The 17505-nt window shown below is 70.2% G+C and carries 19 protein-coding genes; 10 read left to right on the forward strand and 9 right to left on the reverse strand.

The genetic code is table 11. The features are described from left to right. Positions 1-19: 19 nt before the first annotated feature. Positions 20-1717: a HelD family protein gene (locus BLU27_RS07265; RefSeq protein WP_241827831.1), complete on the reverse strand. Its 1698-nt coding sequence runs from the start codon at positions 1715-1717 to the stop codon at positions 20-22. Beyond that, on the reverse strand, positions 1714-2265 hold the full coding sequence (locus BLU27_RS30270) for a hypothetical protein (protein WP_241827832.1): 552 nt from the start codon (positions 2263-2265) through the stop codon (positions 1714-1716). The genes BLU27_RS07265 and BLU27_RS30270 overlap by 4 nt, the downstream gene beginning before the upstream one ends. Before the next feature lie 385 nt (positions 2266-2650). Between BLU27_RS30270 and BLU27_RS07270 the strand changes: the two genes are divergently transcribed. The 3 genes from BLU27_RS07270 to BLU27_RS07280 are packed head-to-tail and all read left to right on the forward strand — an operon-like array spanning position 2651 to position 5474. Beyond that, positions 2651-3766, forward strand: coding sequence for an ABC transporter ATP-binding protein (locus BLU27_RS07270; RefSeq protein ID WP_092651783.1), 1116 nt, complete (start codon positions 2651-2653; stop codon positions 3764-3766). Next, a complete protein-coding gene (locus BLU27_RS07275) occupies positions 3763-4575 on the forward strand; it encodes an ABC transporter permease (protein ID WP_092651785.1) in 813 nt (270 codons plus the stop codon). The genes BLU27_RS07270 and BLU27_RS07275 overlap by 4 nt, the downstream gene beginning before the upstream one ends. Further along, a complete protein-coding gene (locus tag BLU27_RS07280; RefSeq protein ID WP_092651787.1) occupies positions 4572-5474 on the forward strand; it encodes an ABC transporter permease in 903 nt (300 codons plus the stop codon). The genes BLU27_RS07275 and BLU27_RS07280 overlap by 4 nt, the downstream gene beginning before the upstream one ends. Here BLU27_RS07280 and BLU27_RS07285 read toward each other — a convergent pair. After that, positions 5471-5971, reverse strand: a complete 501-nt coding sequence (locus BLU27_RS07285) for a MarR family winged helix-turn-helix transcriptional regulator (protein ID WP_241827833.1) — start codon at positions 5969-5971, stop codon at positions 5471-5473. The genes BLU27_RS07280 and BLU27_RS07285 overlap by 4 nt on opposite strands. 52 nt (positions 5972-6023) lie before the next feature. Between BLU27_RS07285 and BLU27_RS07290 the strand changes: the two genes are divergently transcribed. Beyond that, a complete protein-coding gene (locus BLU27_RS07290; RefSeq protein WP_092651791.1) occupies positions 6024-6683 on the forward strand; it encodes a TIGR03086 family metal-binding protein in 660 nt (219 codons plus the stop codon). A gap of 8 nt (positions 6684-6691) precedes the next feature. On the opposite strand, the gene BLU27_RS07295 is transcribed toward BLU27_RS07290, so the two are convergent. Further along, entirely contained in the window at positions 6692-7516 is an 825-nt protein-coding gene (locus BLU27_RS07295; RefSeq protein WP_092651792.1) for an exodeoxyribonuclease III, read from the reverse strand. A 103-nt stretch (positions 7517-7619) separates the two neighbouring features. Here BLU27_RS07295 and BLU27_RS07300 point away from each other — a divergent pair, with 103 nt between their 5' ends. Both BLU27_RS07300 and BLU27_RS07305 read left to right on the forward strand, forming a co-directional pair. Continuing rightward, a complete protein-coding gene (locus tag BLU27_RS07300) occupies positions 7620-9182 on the forward strand; it encodes an FAD-dependent monooxygenase (RefSeq protein WP_092651794.1) in 1563 nt (520 codons plus the stop codon). Further along, entirely contained in the window at positions 9179-9841 is a 663-nt protein-coding gene (locus tag BLU27_RS07305; protein ID WP_197681725.1) for an acyl-CoA-like ligand-binding transcription factor, read from the forward strand. The genes BLU27_RS07300 and BLU27_RS07305 overlap by 4 nt, the downstream gene beginning before the upstream one ends. On the opposite strand, the gene BLU27_RS07310 is transcribed toward BLU27_RS07305, so the two are convergent. The 4 genes from BLU27_RS07310 to BLU27_RS07325 form a co-directional block, all read right to left on the reverse strand. Continuing rightward, on the reverse strand, positions 9813-10595 hold the full coding sequence (locus BLU27_RS07310) for a sulfite exporter TauE/SafE family protein (protein WP_092651796.1): 783 nt from the start codon (positions 10593-10595) through the stop codon (positions 9813-9815). The two genes, BLU27_RS07305 and BLU27_RS07310, sit on opposite strands and share 29 nt — an antisense overlap. Before the next feature lie 34 nt (positions 10596-10629). Further along, positions 10630-11220 (reverse strand): rhodanese-like domain-containing protein, encoded by a 591-nt coding sequence (locus BLU27_RS07315; protein ID WP_092651798.1) that lies wholly within the window; start codon positions 11218-11220, stop codon positions 10630-10632. Positions 11221-11239: 19 nt separating this feature from the next. Next, entirely contained in the window at positions 11240-12598 is a 1359-nt protein-coding gene (locus BLU27_RS07320) for an MBL fold metallo-hydrolase (protein WP_092651800.1), read from the reverse strand. A 75-nt stretch (positions 12599-12673) separates the two neighbouring features. Then, positions 12674-12937, reverse strand: a complete 264-nt coding sequence (locus BLU27_RS07325) for a metal-sensitive transcriptional regulator (protein ID WP_092651802.1) — start codon at positions 12935-12937, stop codon at positions 12674-12676. 15 nt (positions 12938-12952) lie between these two features. Here BLU27_RS07325 and BLU27_RS07330 point away from each other — a divergent pair, with 15 nt between their 5' ends. From BLU27_RS07330 to BLU27_RS07345, 4 genes are all read left to right on the forward strand, one after another. After that, complete coding sequence (locus BLU27_RS07330; protein WP_092657330.1) at positions 12953-13387, forward strand: MarR family winged helix-turn-helix transcriptional regulator; 435 nt, start codon at positions 12953-12955, stop codon at positions 13385-13387. 104 nt (positions 13388-13491) lie between these two features. After that, the gene (locus BLU27_RS07335) at positions 13492-14289 is read left to right on the forward strand and encodes an SDR family oxidoreductase (protein WP_172804901.1); all 798 of its coding nucleotides are present in this window, start codon (positions 13492-13494) and stop codon (positions 14287-14289) included. A gap of 201 nt (positions 14290-14490) precedes the next feature. Further along, a complete protein-coding gene (locus tag BLU27_RS07340; protein ID WP_092651806.1) occupies positions 14491-15876 on the forward strand; it encodes an integrin alpha in 1386 nt (461 codons plus the stop codon). Positions 15877-15985: 109 nt separating this feature from the next. Beyond that, on the forward strand, positions 15986-16540 hold the full coding sequence (locus BLU27_RS07345) for a dihydrofolate reductase family protein (RefSeq protein ID WP_092651808.1): 555 nt from the start codon (positions 15986-15988) through the stop codon (positions 16538-16540). Positions 16541-16571: 31 nt separating this feature from the next. Here BLU27_RS07345 and BLU27_RS07350 read toward each other — a convergent pair whose 3' ends face one another. After that, complete coding sequence (locus BLU27_RS07350; protein ID WP_092651810.1) at positions 16572-17420, reverse strand: alpha/beta fold hydrolase; 849 nt, start codon at positions 17418-17420, stop codon at positions 16572-16574. Between the last annotated feature and the right edge of the window lie 85 nt (positions 17421-17505).

The following is a 17505-nucleotide window of genomic DNA, read 5'->3' on the forward strand; positions in this document are numbered from 1 at the left end:
CAAGCCGGCGTCGCGCGGGTCAACCTCCTGCGGCGAGCTGGGCCGGCAGCGGCCGGGCGTGCAGGACGGTGAGTGCGGACACGGCCCGGGTGAGCGCGACGTACAGCCGGTTCAGGCCGCGTGGCTCGGCGTCCACGATCGCCGCGGGCTCGACCACGACCACGCCGTCGAACTCCAGACCCTTGGCCAGCGAGGCGGGCACGCACACGAGCCGGAAGTGCTCCAGCGCGTTCTCGGTGTCACCGAGCATGGCCGGTGTCAACCCGACCTTGTCGAGGGTCGACCGGGTCGGCGCGGCGGTCAGGTGGTCGAAGACCCGCCTGATCTCGGCGTCGGCGGCGATGACGCCGATCGAGCCGGCGCGGCCGCCCTCCTCGTCGATCCGCAGGCAGGCTTGCAGAACGTCCTCGGCGGCCACCTCGGAAGCGCCGGCCGCGGTGATCTCGAGTCCGCCCGCGGCCCGCCGCAGACTGACGGGCTTGGCCAGGTCGGGCTGCAGGGACGGCAGCAACCTCGCGGCGTACTCGATGATCGCCGCGGGCACCCGGAAGCCGCGGGTGAGCTCGACGATCTCGGCAGACTCACCCGCCCCGAGCTCGGCCAGGACGCTCTGCCAGGAGGCGGAGGCGTACGGCGTGGTGGCCTGGGCCAGGTCGCCGAGCACCGTGGCCGTACGGCAACGCCGGCCGAGCGCGCGCAACTGCATCGCGGACAGGTCCTGCGCCTCGTCGACGACCAGGTGGCCGCGGCGGGGTTCGCGTTCGAGGAGATCGCCCAGCTCGTCGAGGAGGACGAGGTCCGCCTCGGACCAGCGGGCCGACTTCACCGAGCGGTACGGCTTGCGCCACTGCAGCGCCTTCTGCTCCTCTGCGGTGAGGTCGTCGCCGGCCGCCTCGGTCAGGAAGCCGGCATCGGAGAGCAGCCGGTGCAGCACCTGCTCAGGTGAACGCTGCGGCCAGACCTGGTTGAGGATTCGCCGGACCGGGGCCGACCTGGCCAGGGCGTTCTGGGTCCGGTCGTCGGGCGTTCCGCCTCGTTGTTCCATCCGCAGCAGCACCGCGTGGGCGAGCCGCTGCGCGAGCGTCGTGCGGCCGGGCGCGTAGCGGGTGGCGGTCTCGACCACCCCCGCGGCGATCTCGCGTACCTCGTAGTCGGGCACCCGGAAGCGGCTCGCGCCCTTGCTGTAGACGAGCGCCTCCACGTCGTCGCCGACCCCGACACCCGACCACAGGGCCCGCCGCAGCGCCGCCGCCATCCGGGCGTCGCCCTTCACCGTGACCGTGGCGGTCTCCTCCTCGCTCTCGGCCATCGGATGGTCGGGGTAGTAGCGGCGGATCAGGTCCGGGAACGTCAACTGCTGGACGAAAACCTCACCGAGCGCCGGCAGCACGTGCCGGATGTACTGCAGGAACGACCGGTTCGGGCCGATGATCGCGATTCCGCCGTCGCGGGCCAGGCGGGTGCGTTCGGCGTAGAGCAGGTAGGCGACCCGGTGCAGGCCGACCGCGGTCTTGCCGGTGCCCGGCGCTCCCTGCACGCAGATCGTGGTGTCCAGCGGCGCGCGGACCAGCACGTCCTGGTCGGGCTGGATGGTGGCGACGATGTCGCGCATCGGGCCCGACCGCGGCCGCTCGATCTCCGCGGTCACCAGGTCGGAGAAGCCCTGCGCCGCCGTGGTCTGCGCGCCGCTCACCGGCTCGTCCTCGTACGCCGTCACGTCGACGAAGCCGTCGGGCCCGGGCTCTGGGCGAAGCCATGGCGACGGCGTACCAGCACACGTTGGGGATCGGCGGGCCCGGCACGGTAGAACGGCATGGCGACCCGCGCCCGCCAGTCGATCACCAGGGGCGTGCCGTCGGGCTCGCGGATGTGGCGGCGGCCGATGTAGATCCGGTCGACGTCGCCGTCGGGGCCCGGCACGCGCCCGCCGCCGTCGGCGTGGTCGAACACCGCGCCCGGCTCACAGTCCAGGCGCCCGAAGAACAACGGGATCCTCGGCAGGTCCAGCAGTACCTCGGCGCGGTGCTCGCGCGCCCACTCGTAGAACTTGTTGTCCCAGTAGCTGTCGCTGCCGGAGTTGACGATGGCCGGCGTCTCGGTGTCGGTCACCTCGGCATGCATGACTTCCAGCGCGGCCCGGGCGGCTCGCAGGTGCGCGCGTTCGGCGGCCAGTTCCGGATCCACGACGGGCTCGGACGTGGCAGTGAGGTTCGAGGAGTCGGCAACGTTCGGCGAGGCGGAGGGGGTGGATGGGGCAGAGGGCATGAAGGAGCCTCCACGATGGTTGTCAGGCTCTCGTCAGCAGTGGGCGGCGCGGGCCCCCGCTCCAGGGCCGCCTTCGAAGTGGCGGCGCAACCGGCTCGGTTCGGTCCCTGCTCTCCGGCACTACTGTCCGTACGACAAGCCATCGCACGTTACCAGCGGGCACCGAGGAGCGGAACCCGTTTTCCCGGCGCTGCCCGACCGGCCGGGATTCCGGGTTGACCCCGTTCGCCGGTGCGCCCTAATCTGCCCAGTGGCAGCCCGGCACCTGCGAAGGTGCCCCCAGGGTGTGACCCCGCCCGGCGAGATTTGGTGGGCCAGCTCTGCGCCTCGCGCATTGACGCTGCCCGGTCCGAACCATCAGCGAATCTCGAAAGCGGTGCCCCACGTGACATCGGTTCACGGTCATCCCGACGCCCAGCCTCACTTCGACCGACCCGCGGTCATCGCCGCGGCCGGGCTCACCAAGACCTACACCTTCCACGACCAGGGCGCCGGGCTGGCCGGCGCGGTCCGGAGCCTGGTCCGCCGCAGGTACCAGACCCGCCTCGCCGTCGACAGCATCGACTTCACCATCGGCCGCGGCGAGGTCGTCGGCCTGCTCGGGCCGAACGGCGCCGGCAAGACCACGACGCTGAAGATGCTGTCCGGTCTGCTCTACCCCACCTCCGGTGACCTGGAGGTCCTCGGGCACACACCGTCTCGGCGCCGGCCGGACTACCTTCGCCGCATCGCACTGGTCATGGGCCAGAAGACGATGCTCTGGTGGGACGTCCCGGCGATGGAGAGCCTGCTGCTGCACAAGGAGATGTACGACCTGTCGGCCGCCGAGTTCCAGCGCAACGTCGACGAACTCGCCGAGTTGCTGGAAGTACGCGACCTGCTGAACGTCCAGGTACGCAAGGTCTCCCTCGGCGAGCGGATGAAGCTCGAGCTCATGGCAGCGCTCGTGCACGGTCCGGAGATCCTCTTCCTGGACGAGCCGACGATCGGCCTTGACGTGGTGGCCAAGGCCCGCGTCCGCGCGTTCCTCGCCGAGGTGACCCGACGCCACGGCACCACGATCCTCGTCACCAGCCACGACATGGACGACATCGAGGCGCTCTGCTCGCGGGTGATGGTCATCGACCACGGTCGGCTGCAGTACGACGGAAGCCTGAGCGGACTCGTCCACGCCGCGCGACCGCGCAAGCTCGTCCGGGCCACGTATGCGCGGGCCGTCGAGGAAAGCCGGCTGGCCGGCCTCGACGGCGTCGCCGTCGGGAGTGGCGGCTCGGACCAGACCGTCTCCCTCGAGGTCGAGCGGGAACGCACCGGCGAGGTCCTCGAACAGCTGACCAGACTCGGACCGCTGGTCGACCTCGACGTCGCCGACGCCGACGTCGAGGAGATCATGCGGGACCTCTTCCTCCGGCGCGGCGCTGTCGGCGCCGGCGGCGCCGTTGGCCCCGGCGGCGGTCCGGCCGACTCGGCCTCCTCCGCCGAGACGGAGGACGTGCGATGAACTCCGTACTGCGTAACCTCCGGATCCTCCGGCGGATGACGGCGGCCCACATCGCCATGTCGCTGACCTACCGCGGTGAGTGGGTGGTCTTCATGGCGGCCAACATCAGTGTGCCGATCATCTCCCTGCTCATCTGGCGTACGGCGCTCGCGAACGGTGCGCAACTGCCGGTTGACGAGCAGTACCTCACGACCTACTTCGTGCTGTTGAGCATGGTCACGATGGCCACCTCGTCGTGGATGACAGGTTTCCTGTCCCGCGACATCAGGCTCGGCAGACTGTCCAGCTGGATGGTGCGGCCGGCGTCGTTGCTGCTGGACTTCGTGGCCAACAACCTGTCGGAGAAGATCCTCAAGACGTTCGCGCTGGTGCCGATGGTCGGTGTGCTGTGGTGGATCTTCCGTGACTCCATGCGCGTCCCCTCCGGACCGGGTCACCTCGCGGTGTTCGCGGTCAGTGTCGTGCTCGCCGCCGTGCTGGTGTTCACGATCGACATCCTGGTCGCCGCGCTGACCTTCTGGATGGACGACGTGATGGCGCTGCACCAGGCGCGGTTGATCGTCGCGAACGTGCTGTCCGGCGCGATCGTCCCGCTGGCGTTGATGCCGGACTGGTCGCGGGGCTTCATCGACCTGCAGCCGTTCCGCTACACGGTGTCGTTCCCGGTCGAGATCGTCGCCGGCCACCTGTCGGACGCCGAGATCCTCACCGGCATGGGCATCCAGGTCGGGTACGTCGTCGGTTTCGGGGTCCTTGCCCGCCTGGTCTGGGCGGCCGGCATCCGTGGCTACTCGGCGGTGGGCGCATGACGACACCGACACCGACACCGGCACCGGCACCGGCACCGGCACCGGCACCCACTCCGACTCGTACGTACGCCGACCCGCGAGACCCGATCGACCGGACGTGGCTGCGGCGGCAGGTGCGGCACCTGCGCCTGTGGCGAAGGTTTCTGTCACAGGCGGTCGTGCGAGAGACCCACTACCGCGCGCACTTCGTGACGACGCTGGCCGTCGGTGTGGTGCAACTCGGGCTTGCGCTCGTTCCGATTCTCCTGCTGTACGGCTACACCGACGACCTGCGCGGCTGGTCACAGGCACAGGTGCTCACCCTCGTCGGCGTCTACCAGGTGGTGACGGGTGTGCTCGCGGCGTTCGTGGCGCCCAACCTGAACCGGATGACGACCTACATCACCGAGGGCGAACTCGACGTGGTCCTCGTACGCCCGGTGTCCAGCCAGTTCTACCTGACGCTGCGGTGGATCAACGTCGCCGAACTCGGCAACGTGGCCAGCGGCCTGGTGCTGCTGGTGTTCGGCCTGGTCCGCTCGGGTGCGGCTCCGAACCCGTTCGAGGTCGTGCAGGCGCTGGTCCTCGCCGCCTGCGGCACCGTGCTGCTGGCCAGTGTGTGGTGTGCGATGTCGTTCACGGCGTTCTGGATCCAGTCGGTGAACCCGATCGGCATGCTCTACACCAGCCTGGCCGAGTCGGGCCGCTATCCGCTGGTGTTCTTCCCGTTCGCCGTGCGTACGTTCCTCACGTTCGTGTTTCCGGTCGCGTTCGCGTCGACGCTCCCGGCGCAGGCGCTGCACGGCGGAGTCGGCTGGCTGCCGGTGATGGGAGGCGTCGCCCTCACCGTGGTCGTGGTGACGCTCGTGCGCGCGCAGTGGCGGCGCGGCCTGCGCTCCTACGCCAGCGCCAGCAGCTAGTCCGTGCGACGTGGCCGGGTGTCGTCGGAGAGGTCGTCCGGTGACAGTGCGGACAGTTTCTCCAGCGCACGTACGAAGGTGGTGCGTTCCGCCGGAGTCAGCCGGGCGAGCAGGTGTTCCTCCTTCGCCCGGATCTGCGCCCGCACCGCTCGGCGGACCCGGCGGCCCTCGTCGGTGATCGACAGCAGGCGGGCGCGCCGGTCGTTCGGATCGGGCGTACGAGAGATCAGCCCGGCGTCCTGGAGTTCGTCGAGCGTGCCGATGATCCGGGTCTTGTCCGCCCCGATCGCCTCCGCCAACGTGGCCTGGGTGCGGACCGGTCCGTCGTCCAGCGCCGTGAGCACGCTGTAGCTCCACATCGAGACGTCGTGCGCGGCGAGCACCGGGAGTTCGGCCGCCACGAGCAACCGCAGCACGGGATGCACCATCGCGGCGAGGTCGCGGCGGTCACGGTCGCGCCTCTCGCTGTCGCGGCGTCTGCCGGGCCGGTCGGTCACGTGCCCGAAGATAACAGTGGCGCAATGATGTGCGCGAGCATACGATACGCGCATGTCTACTAATCAGGAGAACTCGACCACGCAGACATCCGCCACGCAGACATCCGCCACGCAGCGGGCCGGTGGCACCGTGGAGCTCGTCGCACTCGACGCGCACGCGGTCCGCGCCAGCGTCGACCTCGTGGCCCGGGCGACGGAGGCGGACCTGAGCAGGCCGACGCCATGCGCGGAGTGGACGCTGGCGGATCTGCTGGCGCACATGACCGTCCAGCACAACGGATTCGCCGCGGCGGCGCGGGGCGAGGCGGACCCGAAGGTCTGGGAGCTCGGTTCCCTCGGCGGCGATCCGATCACCGCCTATCGCGACTCTGCCGAACGCGTGCTGGAGGCGTTCGCCGCGGACGGCGTACTGGAGCGGATGTTCCTCATTCCCGAGTTCGGCGATCAGCCGTTGCCGGGGCGGCAGGCGATCAGCGCCCACCTCGTCGACTATGTCGTGCACTCCTGGGACGTCGCGAAGGCCCTGGGTGTACCGGCGGAGCTGGAGCCGGCAGCCGTGGAGCTGGCGTATGACATCGCGCAGGTCGTGCCGACCGGTGACGCCCGGTTGGTGTCCGGTGCACCGTTCGGCCCGGAAGTGCCGTTCAGTGGCGGATCGCGCCTGGACCAGTTGGTCGCCCACCTCGGCCGCTCCCCTAACTGGTCCGCCTGACGCTCTGCTCACAGGTCGAGGTCGACCACGATCGGGGCGTGGTCGGAGGGGCCCTTCCCCTTGCGGGCGTCGCGGTCGACGTAGGCGTCGGTGACCGCCGAGGCCGCGGGCCGGCTCGCGTACACCAGATCGATGCGCATGCCCTGGTTCTTGTGGAACATCCCGGCGCGGTAGTCCCAGTAGGTGTAGGGCGTTCCGTGCTTGAGGGCGCGCGCCCGCACGTCCTCCAACCCGAGTGCTCGAAGCCCGGCCAGCTCCCGGCGTTCTTCCTCGGTGACGTGGGTCGAGCCGACGAAAACCGACGGATCCCAGACGTCATCGTCGGCGGGTGCGACGTTGAAGTCCCCGGCGATGACGAACGGGACGTCGGAGCGAACGTCGGGCTCCACGGCGGCGCGCAGGGCGGCCAGCCACCGCAGCTTGTACGGGAACTGCGGGCTGTCGAGCGTCCGGCCGTTCGGTACGTAGACCGACCACACCCGCAGCGGCCCGCAGGTCGCGGCCATCGCCCGCGCCTCGGGCAGGGGCCGGCCCGGCACCTCGATCAGTGCAGGGTCGCTGTCGGCGGGCGCGGGCGGGAGTGGCTCGCCGGTGAAGCCGCGGGTCACCTGTTCCAGCCCCACCCGGGACAGGATCGCGACGCCGTTCCAGCGTCCCTCGCCGTGAGCCGCCACCTGGTAACCGCGCTCGGTCGCGCCCTGGCTCGGGAAGGCGTCGCCGGCACACTTGGTTTCCTGCAGGCAGAGCACGTCGGGCTGGGCGAGATCGAGCCACTGCTCGAGCCGCGGCAGACGTGCGCCGACCGAGTTGACGTTCCAGGTCGCGAATCTCATAGGTACGCGTTATACCCCTTCCGGGTGGCCGATCCGTATCCGTCCCGAGCCTGGTCGCCAGACTGTTATTGACTAACTATTGTTAGCCGATAACACTTGTCCGGTGACCTCCGATGTGAACGTCCTGATCGTCGGTGCCGGCCCGACGGGACTGGCCGTCGCCTGCGGGTTGCTTGCCGGCGGTGTGTCCGTCCGCGTACTGGACAAGGCGCAGGGCCCCGCGACCACGTCCCGCGCCCTCGGCCTGCAGCCACGCGGCACGGAGGTGCTCGAACACCTCGGCGCCCTTGGCGACCTGGCGGAGCGCTCGGTGCCCATTGAGCGAATCGCCATCCACGTGGGCGGTTCCTCTGCAGCAACCCTCGAGGTCGGGCGGCGGACGCCGCTGGTGACCCGACCGGGGCTCCTGGTCTCCCAGGCCGAGGTGGAGGCCGCATTACGAGTACGCCTCGGTCAACTCGGCGGGACGGTGGAGTGGGGTAGGGAGGTGGCGGACATCACCCAGGACTCGGAGGGGGTGGCCGTCACGACAGCCTTGCCAGGTGCCGTCGGCGCGCCTCGGGAGAAGCTTCGGGCGTCCTGGGCGGTTGGTTGCGACGGGGCGCACAGCCGGGTTCGCAAGCTGGCAGGCATCGGGTTTCCCGGGGTCGCGCTGATCGAGCACTTTCTACTGGCAGACGTCCATGCAGACCTTCCGATCCCTCGAAACGAGGTGGCGGTGTGGCTCCGCGCCGATCGGATGCTGGGTGCGTTTCCGTTGCCGGGCGACGACCTGTGGCGGCTGATGGCACCGGCCGAACGGCTCCAGGGCGCCACGACGGGCGAGGAGGTGGTGTCGGCATTGCTCGCTGCGTGGTGTGAGCACACCGGCCTCGCCGCTCCTGCCGTGCGGCAGGTGGCGTGGACATCGACTTTCCGCGTCCACCGGCGACTCGCCGACAGCTACCGGCAGGGGCGGATCCTGCTCGCCGGAGACGCCGCGCACATTCACAGCCCACTCGGCGGGCAGGGGATGAACACCGGTCTCGGTGACGCGGAGAACCTCGCCTGGAAGCTCGCCCTGGTCGCCCGCGGGCGTGCCGACGTCGCGCTGTTGGACACCTACCAGGACGAACGCCGGCCGGTCGCCTCCGAGGTGCTCGGCTCGACCAGTGCTATGACCAGGGTCGTGCTCGGGGACAGCGCACCTGCTCGCCTGATCCGGGACGGGGTGTTCGTGCCACTGCTGAGACGCTCTCTCGTCCAGCGGCTGATCTGGGAGCAGGCCTCACAACTGAAGGTCGGCTACCGACGCGGCCTGCTTGCTCGCAGCACACACCGCCGGAGGTATGCGGTCGCTCGCCGCCTCCGGGCTGGTGACCGGGTGCCCGACCTCCCCTGTCGGCGCGACGACGGAACCCCCACCCGGCTCCACGCCGAGTTGGATGGGCGATGGGTTCTGCTGGGACGTCGTACGGTCACCGGGCCAGCGGCGGACGCAGCGGCGTCTCGGTTGGGTGCCGACCTGGTGACCGCTCTGGAACCACTCGACCCGCCGCCCGGCGCCATCCTTCTCGTCCGTCCCGACGGGCACCTCGCCCACCACGTCGACGGAGCCGACGCGGCCGACGCGAAAGAGAGGCTGACCACGTGGATCGGCCGCGCGCTGCAGGGAGGTCGCAAGTGAGTACGCCAGGCCGAAAGCGTTCCGCAAACCAGAGCGCGGGGGACGCCGGCAGCGGTCGGGCGCCGGGCCTGCGTGAGCAACGCAAGGCGCGCACCCGCCGCCTTGTCCAGGAGCAGGCACTACGACTGTTCGTCGCCCAGGGGTACGAGTCGACCACCGTCGCCGAGATCGCGGCAGCCGCGGGCGTTTCCCACATGACGTTCTTCCGGTACTTCCCCAGCAAGGAGGCAGTGGTCGAGAACGACGAGTACGACCTGATGCTGGCCGACCTCATTCAGCGAAGACCTGCCGACGAGGGGCCGCTCGTCGCGCTGCGCGAAGCCGTCCGGGAGGGGCTGGGACTCGTCTACACCACCGACCGGGAGGGCCTGCTTGTGCGCAGCCGGCTGGTGCTGAGGACCCCGGCCCTGCGGGCAAGAATGGCCGGCAACCTGGGCGCCACGGAGGAGCTGTTCGCCCGTGCGCTGGCCACTCGTGCACACGCAGACGTCACCCTGGAGACCAGGGTCGTCGCCGCCTCGGCGCTGGCCGCCCTCGCCACAGCGATCGATGCCTGGGTCGAAGGAGACGGGGCCGAGGAACTGCCGGATCTCATCGATCGGGCCTTCGGCGCGCTCCTGCAGGCGAACGTCAGTGCTCGATCGCGGCGGGGTCGATGACGAGGAGTACGACGACCAGGACCGCTACGGCGAGGACCAGGTAGGCGAACCAGCGGCGCAGCCGGCCGGCGTTGAGCCGGGTGGCGGTTCGTCCCGCGACGAGGGAACCGGCGACCGCACTCCCGGCGAACGCGGCGGTGAGGGCGTGGTCGAGGGTGACGTGACCGGCGTAGGCGACGAACCCGGCCGCGGCGTTGACGGCGACGATGACGAGCGAGGTCCCGACCGCGGCCGTCATCGGCAGACCGAGCAGGAGTACGAGCGCGGGGACGATGAGGAAGCCGCCGCCGACTCCGAACAGTCCGGTCAGGAATCCGACGACGGCTCCGGTGGCGACGGCCTTGGGCAGGCAGGTCTGCCAGTGGACACCGCCACCGGGCAGCGCGCACGCGCCGCCTTCCTCGGAGGGTTCACGCAGCATGCGCAGGCCGGCTCCGACCATCAGGACGGCGAAACCCGCGAGTACGAGCCAGGGTGGCAAGATCCGGTTGACAGCCGCGCCCCCGAAGGCGGCCGCCGCGCCGGACAGGCCGAACACCGCGGCGACCCGCCACTGGATCTGCCCCGTCCGCAGACGTGGTACGAGGCCGGTGAGTGCCGAGAAACCCACGACGACCAGGGAAGTCGGGATCGCGGTGCGCAGCGGCATGCCCACGCCGTAGACGAGGGCCGGGACGGCGAGGATGGAACCGCCGCCGCCCAGCAGGCCCAGCAGGACGCCGATGAGCAACCCGAGCAGGACGGCCGCGGTCATCGTGGCGGCACCTGCGGGGTACGCGAACCGGCCGTCATGCCGCCCGATCCGTCGGGAGCCGACCCAGGACCGTCTCGGCGCTGGGCTCGTCGCCCCGGTTGTACGGCAGGCGGGCCAGCAGCCGGCCCATCATGCAGTTGTCGGTGAGCCCGGCGAACGTCAGGCCGGCGCCGACGAACACGGCGAGGGCGAGCATCCACGGCACCACCAGACTGGTCAGCGTTCCGAGGAGGACGAGCAGGCCCGCAACAAGGCGCACCTGTCGCTCGAGCGCCCACCGCCTTCGCCCGTACACGACGTCTCCACCGGCCGCGGCGTAGGCGGGGACACCTCCGTCCAGGACGTGCAGCCCGTCCATGCCGACAGCAGCGAGGCGCTTCCTGGCCTCGTCGGCGCGGATGCCGGACTGGCACACGAGGACGACTCGGTGGCCGAGGCGGTCACGCAACTGGTCGGCGTGCTCGTCGAGCAGACGCAGTGGCACGTTGTAGGAGCCCCTGATGTGGGTGGACTCGAACTCCGCGGGCGTACGGACGTCGACGACGGTCACCACGTCGCCGTGGGCCGCGCCGGCGAGCCAGTCGGCGACGGTCGGTGCGTCGACCTGATGGGTTGCCTGGGTCATTGGGTTCCTCACGGCTTCGTCAGGGGTTCTTGGTGTCAAGCCCGGCTTTGCGGGCCGAATCGTAGCTGTCGTTGATGAGTACGACCTGCCGGCCTGGCCGGTCGAGGACGGAGGCGGCGATGGACGCGCGGTAACCGGAGCCGCAGTACACCCAGACCTCGCCGTCTGGCACCTCGTTCAGGCGGTCGCCCAGTTCGTGCAGCGGGATGTGCTGTGAACCGCCCACGCCGCCGGCCCGGCGCTCGTCGTTGCGGCGGGCGTCCAGCAGGTGGACGTCGCGCTCGGCGCGTACGCGGGCAAGTCCGGCGAAGTCGGAGACGGGGTAGGAGCGCAGTTCCTGTCCGTCGGCGAGGACGGCGATGTCGCCGACCGCCATGCCGGCCAGGGCGTCGACGCCGATGCGGACGAGTTCGCGCCGGGCGTCGGCGATCTGGTCCCGCGACTCCCCGACCAGAGTCAAGGGGGTACCCCAGTGGTAGAGCCAGCCGAGGTAGGTGACGAAGTTTCTGGACAACTCGAACCCGAGCGAGCCGGTCAGGTGTCCCGCGGCGAACGCCCTGCGGTCGCGAAGGTCCACCACCCACTCACCTGCCTCGATCCGGCGGCGGAGCTCCGCCCCGTCGACGCGCTCGGGCAGCGAGAGGTCGACCGGCGCCGGGCCCTGGCGGTTGATCGGTGCCATCCGCGCGTAGTAGGCGGGGAAGGCGTCCAGACCCCCGATCAGGTCGTCGACGAACTCCTGTTCGGCGAGTGTCAAGGCAGGGTTGACATTGCTCTCGTGCTCGATGGTCGACTCCTCGGCCTGGGACTGCGAGGCCGAGCAGAAGCTGCCGAACCCGTGTGTGGGGAAGACCTTCGTCTGCGGTGGGAGTAGCTCGGCCAGCCGCCGGGCGGAAGCGTACTGCGCGTGGGTGAGCTCGGTGGTGAATTCCGGGCCCACCAGGTCCGTGCGCCCGGTCGTGCCGTACAGGAGGGACCCTCCCGTGAACACCGCCTCCGGGCTGCCGTCGGCGTCCTCGAGTACGTAGCTCAGGTGGTGGTGGGTGTGGCCAGGAGTGTGCAGCACCCGCATGCGAAGGCTGCCGGTGGTGAGCACGTCACCGTCACCGACCGGCTGCCGCTCGTAGGCCACGTCGTCGTCTCCGGACAGCACGTAGATGGCGCCGAGCCGGCGGGCGAGCTCCAGTCCGCCGGTCACGTAGTCGTTGTGGACGTGGGTCTCCAGGACGTGGGTGACGTGTACGCCGTGGCGCTCGACCAGAGCGAGCACCCGGTCGATGTCGCGCTGCGGGTCGACCACCACCGCTACCTCACCGTCGGTGGCCAGATAGCTGCGGTCGCCAAGGCTGGATGTCTCGATCGTCTCGATCTGTGTCATGAGTACCACCTCCCGGTGGATCGGCTGAGTCGGTCGGTCGCGTCGGTCCTGCTGGGTGGGTGGCGGACCAGAAGGTCAGGCGAGGGAGAGGAAGAGCCGCTCCAGCTGGGCCTCGTCGACCTTCCGTTGGCCCTCCTCCTCCACCATGCACTGGCGCAGGCCGGTGGCGATGATCTTGAAGCCGGCACGGTCGAGCGCCCGGGCCGCGGCCGCGAGCTGGGTCACCACGTCGGCGCAGTCGCGCCCCTCCTCGATCATCCGGATGACCCCGCCCAACTGGCCCTGCACCCGCTTCAGGCGGTTCACGACGTCCTTGAGCTGGTTTGCCTCGATCTCCATGCCCGCTCCTTCGTCCTGGATACCCCGGGGGGTACAACTGCGACGGTAGCAGGTGCATTCCCCGGGGGGTATCCACGGGCAGAGTCGAAGCCGCCTGTCGGTGGCCGGAGCCGGAGGGCGCTGTTGCAGGTTCTCGCCGAGCACTCACCCGCTCGCACCGGCGACCTCGCGGCTCGCCAGCGGCTGGCGCCGAGCACCGTCAGCACGCTCGTCGGGCAACTGAGGGCGGCCGGGCTGATCACCCGGGAGGTCGACCCCAGGGATCGTCGCGCCTCAGTAGTGACTCCCACTGATGCCGGCAGAGCCGAACTCGCCTCCTGGACCCAGGCGCACGAACGCCGGCTGGACGCAGCCCTGGGTGCGCTGTCGGAGACGGACCGTACGAAGGTACGCGCGGCGCTCCCGGTGTTGTTCCGGCTGGTGGAGCACCTCGGCGAGGCCGCCGAGTAGGCAGCCGTACGGACTCCCGGTCGTTCTCGTTGCCGCCGCGACTCCACAGGGACAAGGATGCGTAGGCAACAAGGATGCAGGGTGAGCTCAAGGAGGAGACAACCGTGCCCCGACAGATCCTGGTCACCGGTGGCACCGGCCTGCTGGGCCGGCAGGTGGTAGGGCGCCTGGTCGACGCGGGCGCGCAGGTGCGGGTGATGAGCCGCCGAGCTCGGCCGGCCGGCGACAGCTCGCCGTACGCATGGGCGACCGCGGACCTGCGGTCAGGTGCGGGCGTGACGGAAGCCGTCGCCGGTGTGGACGCCGTCGTGCACTGTGCGACCGCGTTCGGCCGGCAGGCGGAGGTCCAGCTGGTACGCACGCTGGTCGACGCGGCCGGTCGTGGCGGATCACCGCACCTGCTGTACACCTCCATCGTCGGCGTCGACCGTGTTCCGTTGCCTTACTACAAAGGGAAGTTCGCGGCCGAACAGGTCGTCCAGCAGTCCGGTCTGCCGCACACCGTCCTGCGTGCCACGCAGTTCCACGACCTGTTGCGGGCAGTGTTCGCCGCGGCGGCGAGGGTGCCGGTGATGCCGGTTCCCGGCATTCGTTTCCAGCCCGTCGACGCCGGCGAGGTCGCCGACCGGCTCGCGTCGCTGGCGGTCGGCGAACCGGTTGGCCGTGCGCCCGACATCGGCGGACCGGAGGTACGGGACGCGCGTGAGCTCGCCGGTGCGTACCTTCGGGCGAGCGGCCGTCGGCGGCGCATCCTTCCGATCCGGCTTCCGGGGAAGACGTTCCGTGCCTACCACGCCGGTGCTCATCTGGCCCCGGACCACGCGGCCGGGAAGGTCACGTTCGAGGACTACCTCGCCGGATACTCCGACCTCCGGGGCGGTTCCTACCGTGCGCCGAGGTGACGGCGGCCCCGGTGGTCGGGCGGCGAGGAGCGTCTTTCCGGTCGCGTCGTGGCCATCGGAGCTCTCCTCGGGCTCGACGAAGTTCGAACTTGATCCGAAAATGGCCCCCGAACGAGTTCGCTGCGGCGGTCAGGTGCGACTCGCCGCCTCGCGGCCTGCACCGGTCTCGTGTGGACCGGCGACACATCAAGGAGTTCATGTATGCGTGCGATCCCGGTCGTCGCTCTGTCCGCCGCCCTCTCCGTCGTCGTGGCCGCCGCACCGGCGCTCGCCGTTACGCCACCGCTGATCGCCGCGATCGGCATCCCTGGTGAGGATCTGGGCACGCAGCAGGATGCCGGCGCAGTCGAGGTGCGGTATGCGGACGGCCGCCACCAGATCCTCCATCCCTCCGGCTACCACGCCGGTGACCGTTTCGGTACGGCCGTCGCCGTGCTCGACGTCGACGGGGATTCCGTCTCCGACGTCGTGGTGGGTGCACCGGGTCGCGACGTCGGTACCACCGCGGACGCCGGAGCCGTCTACCTCTACCGCGGTTCGTCGACCGGACTGCATCTGTGGAAGGTTCTGACCCAGGGCAGCGGCGGGGTGCCCGGCCCGGCCCAGGCGGGCGCGGCGTTCGGATCGGCACTGTCGTGGTCCGCCGGGTCGAGTTCGACTCCGCGCAGCCTGACCGTTGGTGCGCCCCGCTGGGACGCGGGCGGCGCCACCGACGCAGGGGCGGTCGCGATCCTCTCCCTCACTCGATCAGCCGACCCGGCCGTCACGGGCACACTGCTCACCGAGAACTCACCCCAGCTCGGCAGCTCCGCACAGCCGGGTGACCGGCTCGGCGCCGCGGTCCAGGGGCCCGGTGCGCTGGCCGCACCGGGCAGGACCGTCAACGGCGCGAAGGGTGCCGGAGCCGTCTACGTACGCGTCGATCCGCAGGTCGACGCGTACACCCGGATCAGCCAGGACACCCCGAACATGCCGGGTACGGCAGAGGCGGGCGACGGCTTCGGTAGCGCGCTCTCCTACGGAGCGCCCAGTGGGCTGTGGATCGGCGTACCCGGCGAGGACGTCGGCAGTCTGACCGACGCCGGGATGGTCAACACGTTCGGAGACACCAACGAGGACGGCATTCCTGCGGAGCCGGGACCGGCGTACACGCAGAACACCTCCGGACCTGGTGGACCGATCGCGGGCTCGGCGGAGGCGGGGGACCGGTTCGGAGCGGCGCTCGCGTCCTACACGGGCGAGCAGTCCGACTCCGACGTCGTTCTCGTCGGGGTGCCGGGGGAGGACCTCGGCTCGGTCCGCGACGCCGGCATGGTGAACGAGATCTGGGGTGGCGGCGCCTCCCTGACGCAGGCGAACACGGCCGGGATCGAGGAGGCCGGTGACCGGTTCGGTTCCAGCCTGGTCGCGGGCAACGGGTTCGGTGGGAACTGGAATCCGCGCATTCTGGTCGGGGCGCCGGGCGAGGACGCCGGTGCCGGAGCCGTCGTGGTCGTCAGCAACGGTGCCGCGATCTGGAAGCAGGTGACCGGTAGCCCCGAGGCCGGCGACGGGTACGGCAGTGCGGAGGCCTCTCGCCTCGGTTGAGCGGCCGCGGCACTCACGGGCGTGCCACACTGATGTGCGGGCTCCCCTCCGGCAGGGACATCGGGTAAGAAGGGTGTCCCGCTTCTCCCGTCGGACAAGGAAAACTGACATGGCGAGACTGATCTACTCCGCGCTGGCGTCGCTGGACGGTTACGTCGAGGACGCCGACGGCGGCTTCGAGTGGGCGGCGCCGGACGAGCAGGTGCACGCGTTCGTCAACGAACTCGAACGCCCGATCGGCACCTACCTCTACGGGCGCCGGATGTACGAGACGATGGTGTACTGGGAGACCGTGGACGTCGGCCGTCAACCTGCGGTTGCGCAGGACTTCACCAAGATCTGGCAGGCGGCCGACAAGATCGTCTACTCACGCACGCTGGAGTCCGTGTCGAGCGCCCGCACCCGGATCGAGCACGACTTCGACGTGTCGGCGATCGAACGGCTCAAGGAGTCCGCGGCTCGGGACATCTCGATCGGTGGTGCCGATCTGGCACGCCAGGCGATCGCGGCGGGCCTGGTGGACGAATGCCATCTCTTCCTCAACCCGGTGATCGTCGGTGGTGGCAAGCCGGCGTTGCCCGGCGGAGTACGCGTCCCGCTCCGGCTTCTGGACGAGCATCGCTTCGGTAGTGGAGTCGTACACCTCCACTACGCACTCGGCTGATCGCCCTGCCGGCCCCGATCCGGCTGGCCGGCTATCGTCTCTCGCGCTGGGACGGGACCGGCACGCCGGCGAACTCCAGCAGGTCGGCGTTCAGTTGGTCCTTGTGCGTGGCCGTGAGTCCGTGCGGGGCACTCGGATAGACCTTGAGCGTGGCGTCCGCGAGGATCTCGGCCGAGTGGCGGCCGGACGCGTCGATCGGAACGATCTGGTCGTCGTCGCCGTGCACGATCAGCGTGGGCACGTCCATGCGGCGCAGGTCGTCGGTGAAGTCCGTTTCGGAGAACGCCTTCACGCAGTCGTAGGCCGCCTTGAGCCCGACGGTCATCCCCATCAGCCAGAACGCGTCCCGTACTCCCTGCGACACCGTGGACCCGGGCCGGTTGGCGCCGTAGAAGGGCGCGCTGAGGTCCTTCCAGTACTGCGAACGGTTTGTGGCCACGCCGGCCCGGATCTCGTCGAACACCTCCATCGGCAGGCCCTTCGGGTTGCCCGGCGTCCTGAGCATCAACGGCGGCACCGCACTGACGAGCACGGCCTTGGCCACTCGGCTCGAGCCGTGACGCCCGATGTAGCGGGCCACCTCGCCGCCGCCGGTCGAGTGGCCGACCAGGACCGCGTCGTTGAGGTCGAGAGCTTCCATGAGCAGGCCGAGGTCGTCGGCGTAGGTGTCCATGTCGTTGCCGTTCCACGGCTGGGACGAACGGCCGTGGCCGCGCCGGTCGTGGGCGATCGCGCGGTAGCCGTGCGAGGCCGTGAACATCAACTGGTCGTCCCACGCGTCGGCGGTCAGCGGCCAGCCGTGACTGAACACCATGGGCGGCCCGGATCCCCAGTCCTTGTAATGGATCCGCGTGCCGTCGGTGGTGGTGATCGTGCCCATGGTTCCTCCCGAGACTGTGGCCGCTTCTGCTGACCACGTTCGCATCCGACGGGCCCGCGGACCGGGGCCGTTCGGCCCGAAGGCG

Source organism: Actinopolymorpha singaporensis (assembly GCF_900104745.1).
GTDB classification, from domain to species: Bacteria; Actinomycetota; Actinomycetes; order Propionibacteriales; family Actinopolymorphaceae; genus Actinopolymorpha; species Actinopolymorpha singaporensis.

What these genes read in the sequence shown, in the direction of transcription:
- BLU27_RS30270 (WP_241827832.1), bottom strand. Translation starts at nt 2,265, where the DNA reads ATGCCCTCTGCCCCATCCACCCCCTCCGCCTCGCCGAACGTTGCCGAC.
- BLU27_RS07275 (WP_092651785.1), top strand. Translation starts at nt 3,763, where the DNA reads ATGAACTCCGTACTGCGTAACCTCCGGATCCTCCGGCGGATGACGGCG.
- BLU27_RS07280 (WP_092651787.1), top strand. Translation starts at nt 4,572, where the DNA reads ATGACGACACCGACACCGACACCGGCACCGGCACCGGCACCGGCACCG.
- BLU27_RS07290 (WP_092651791.1), top strand. Translation starts at nt 6,024, where the DNA reads ATGTCTACTAATCAGGAGAACTCGACCACGCAGACATCCGCCACGCAG.
- BLU27_RS07295 (WP_092651792.1), bottom strand. Translation starts at nt 7,516, where the DNA reads ATGAGATTCGCGACCTGGAACGTCAACTCGGTCGGCGCACGTCTGCCG.
- BLU27_RS07310 (WP_092651796.1), bottom strand. Translation starts at nt 10,595, where the DNA reads ATGACCGCGGCCGTCCTGCTCGGGTTGCTCATCGGCGTCCTGCTGGGC.
- BLU27_RS07315 (WP_092651798.1), bottom strand. Translation starts at nt 11,220, where the DNA reads ATGACCCAGGCAACCCATCAGGTCGACGCACCGACCGTCGCCGACTGG.
- BLU27_RS07320 (WP_092651800.1), bottom strand. Translation starts at nt 12,598, where the DNA reads ATGACACAGATCGAGACGATCGAGACATCCAGCCTTGGCGACCGCAGC.
- BLU27_RS07325 (WP_092651802.1), bottom strand. Translation starts at nt 12,937, where the DNA reads ATGGAGATCGAGGCAAACCAGCTCAAGGACGTCGTGAACCGCCTGAAG.
- BLU27_RS07340 (WP_092651806.1), top strand. Translation starts at nt 14,491, where the DNA reads ATGCGTGCGATCCCGGTCGTCGCTCTGTCCGCCGCCCTCTCCGTCGTC.
- BLU27_RS07345 (WP_092651808.1), top strand. Translation starts at nt 15,986, where the DNA reads ATGGCGAGACTGATCTACTCCGCGCTGGCGTCGCTGGACGGTTACGTC.
- BLU27_RS07350 (WP_092651810.1), bottom strand. Translation starts at nt 17,420, where the DNA reads ATGGGCACGATCACCACCACCGACGGCACGCGGATCCATTACAAGGAC.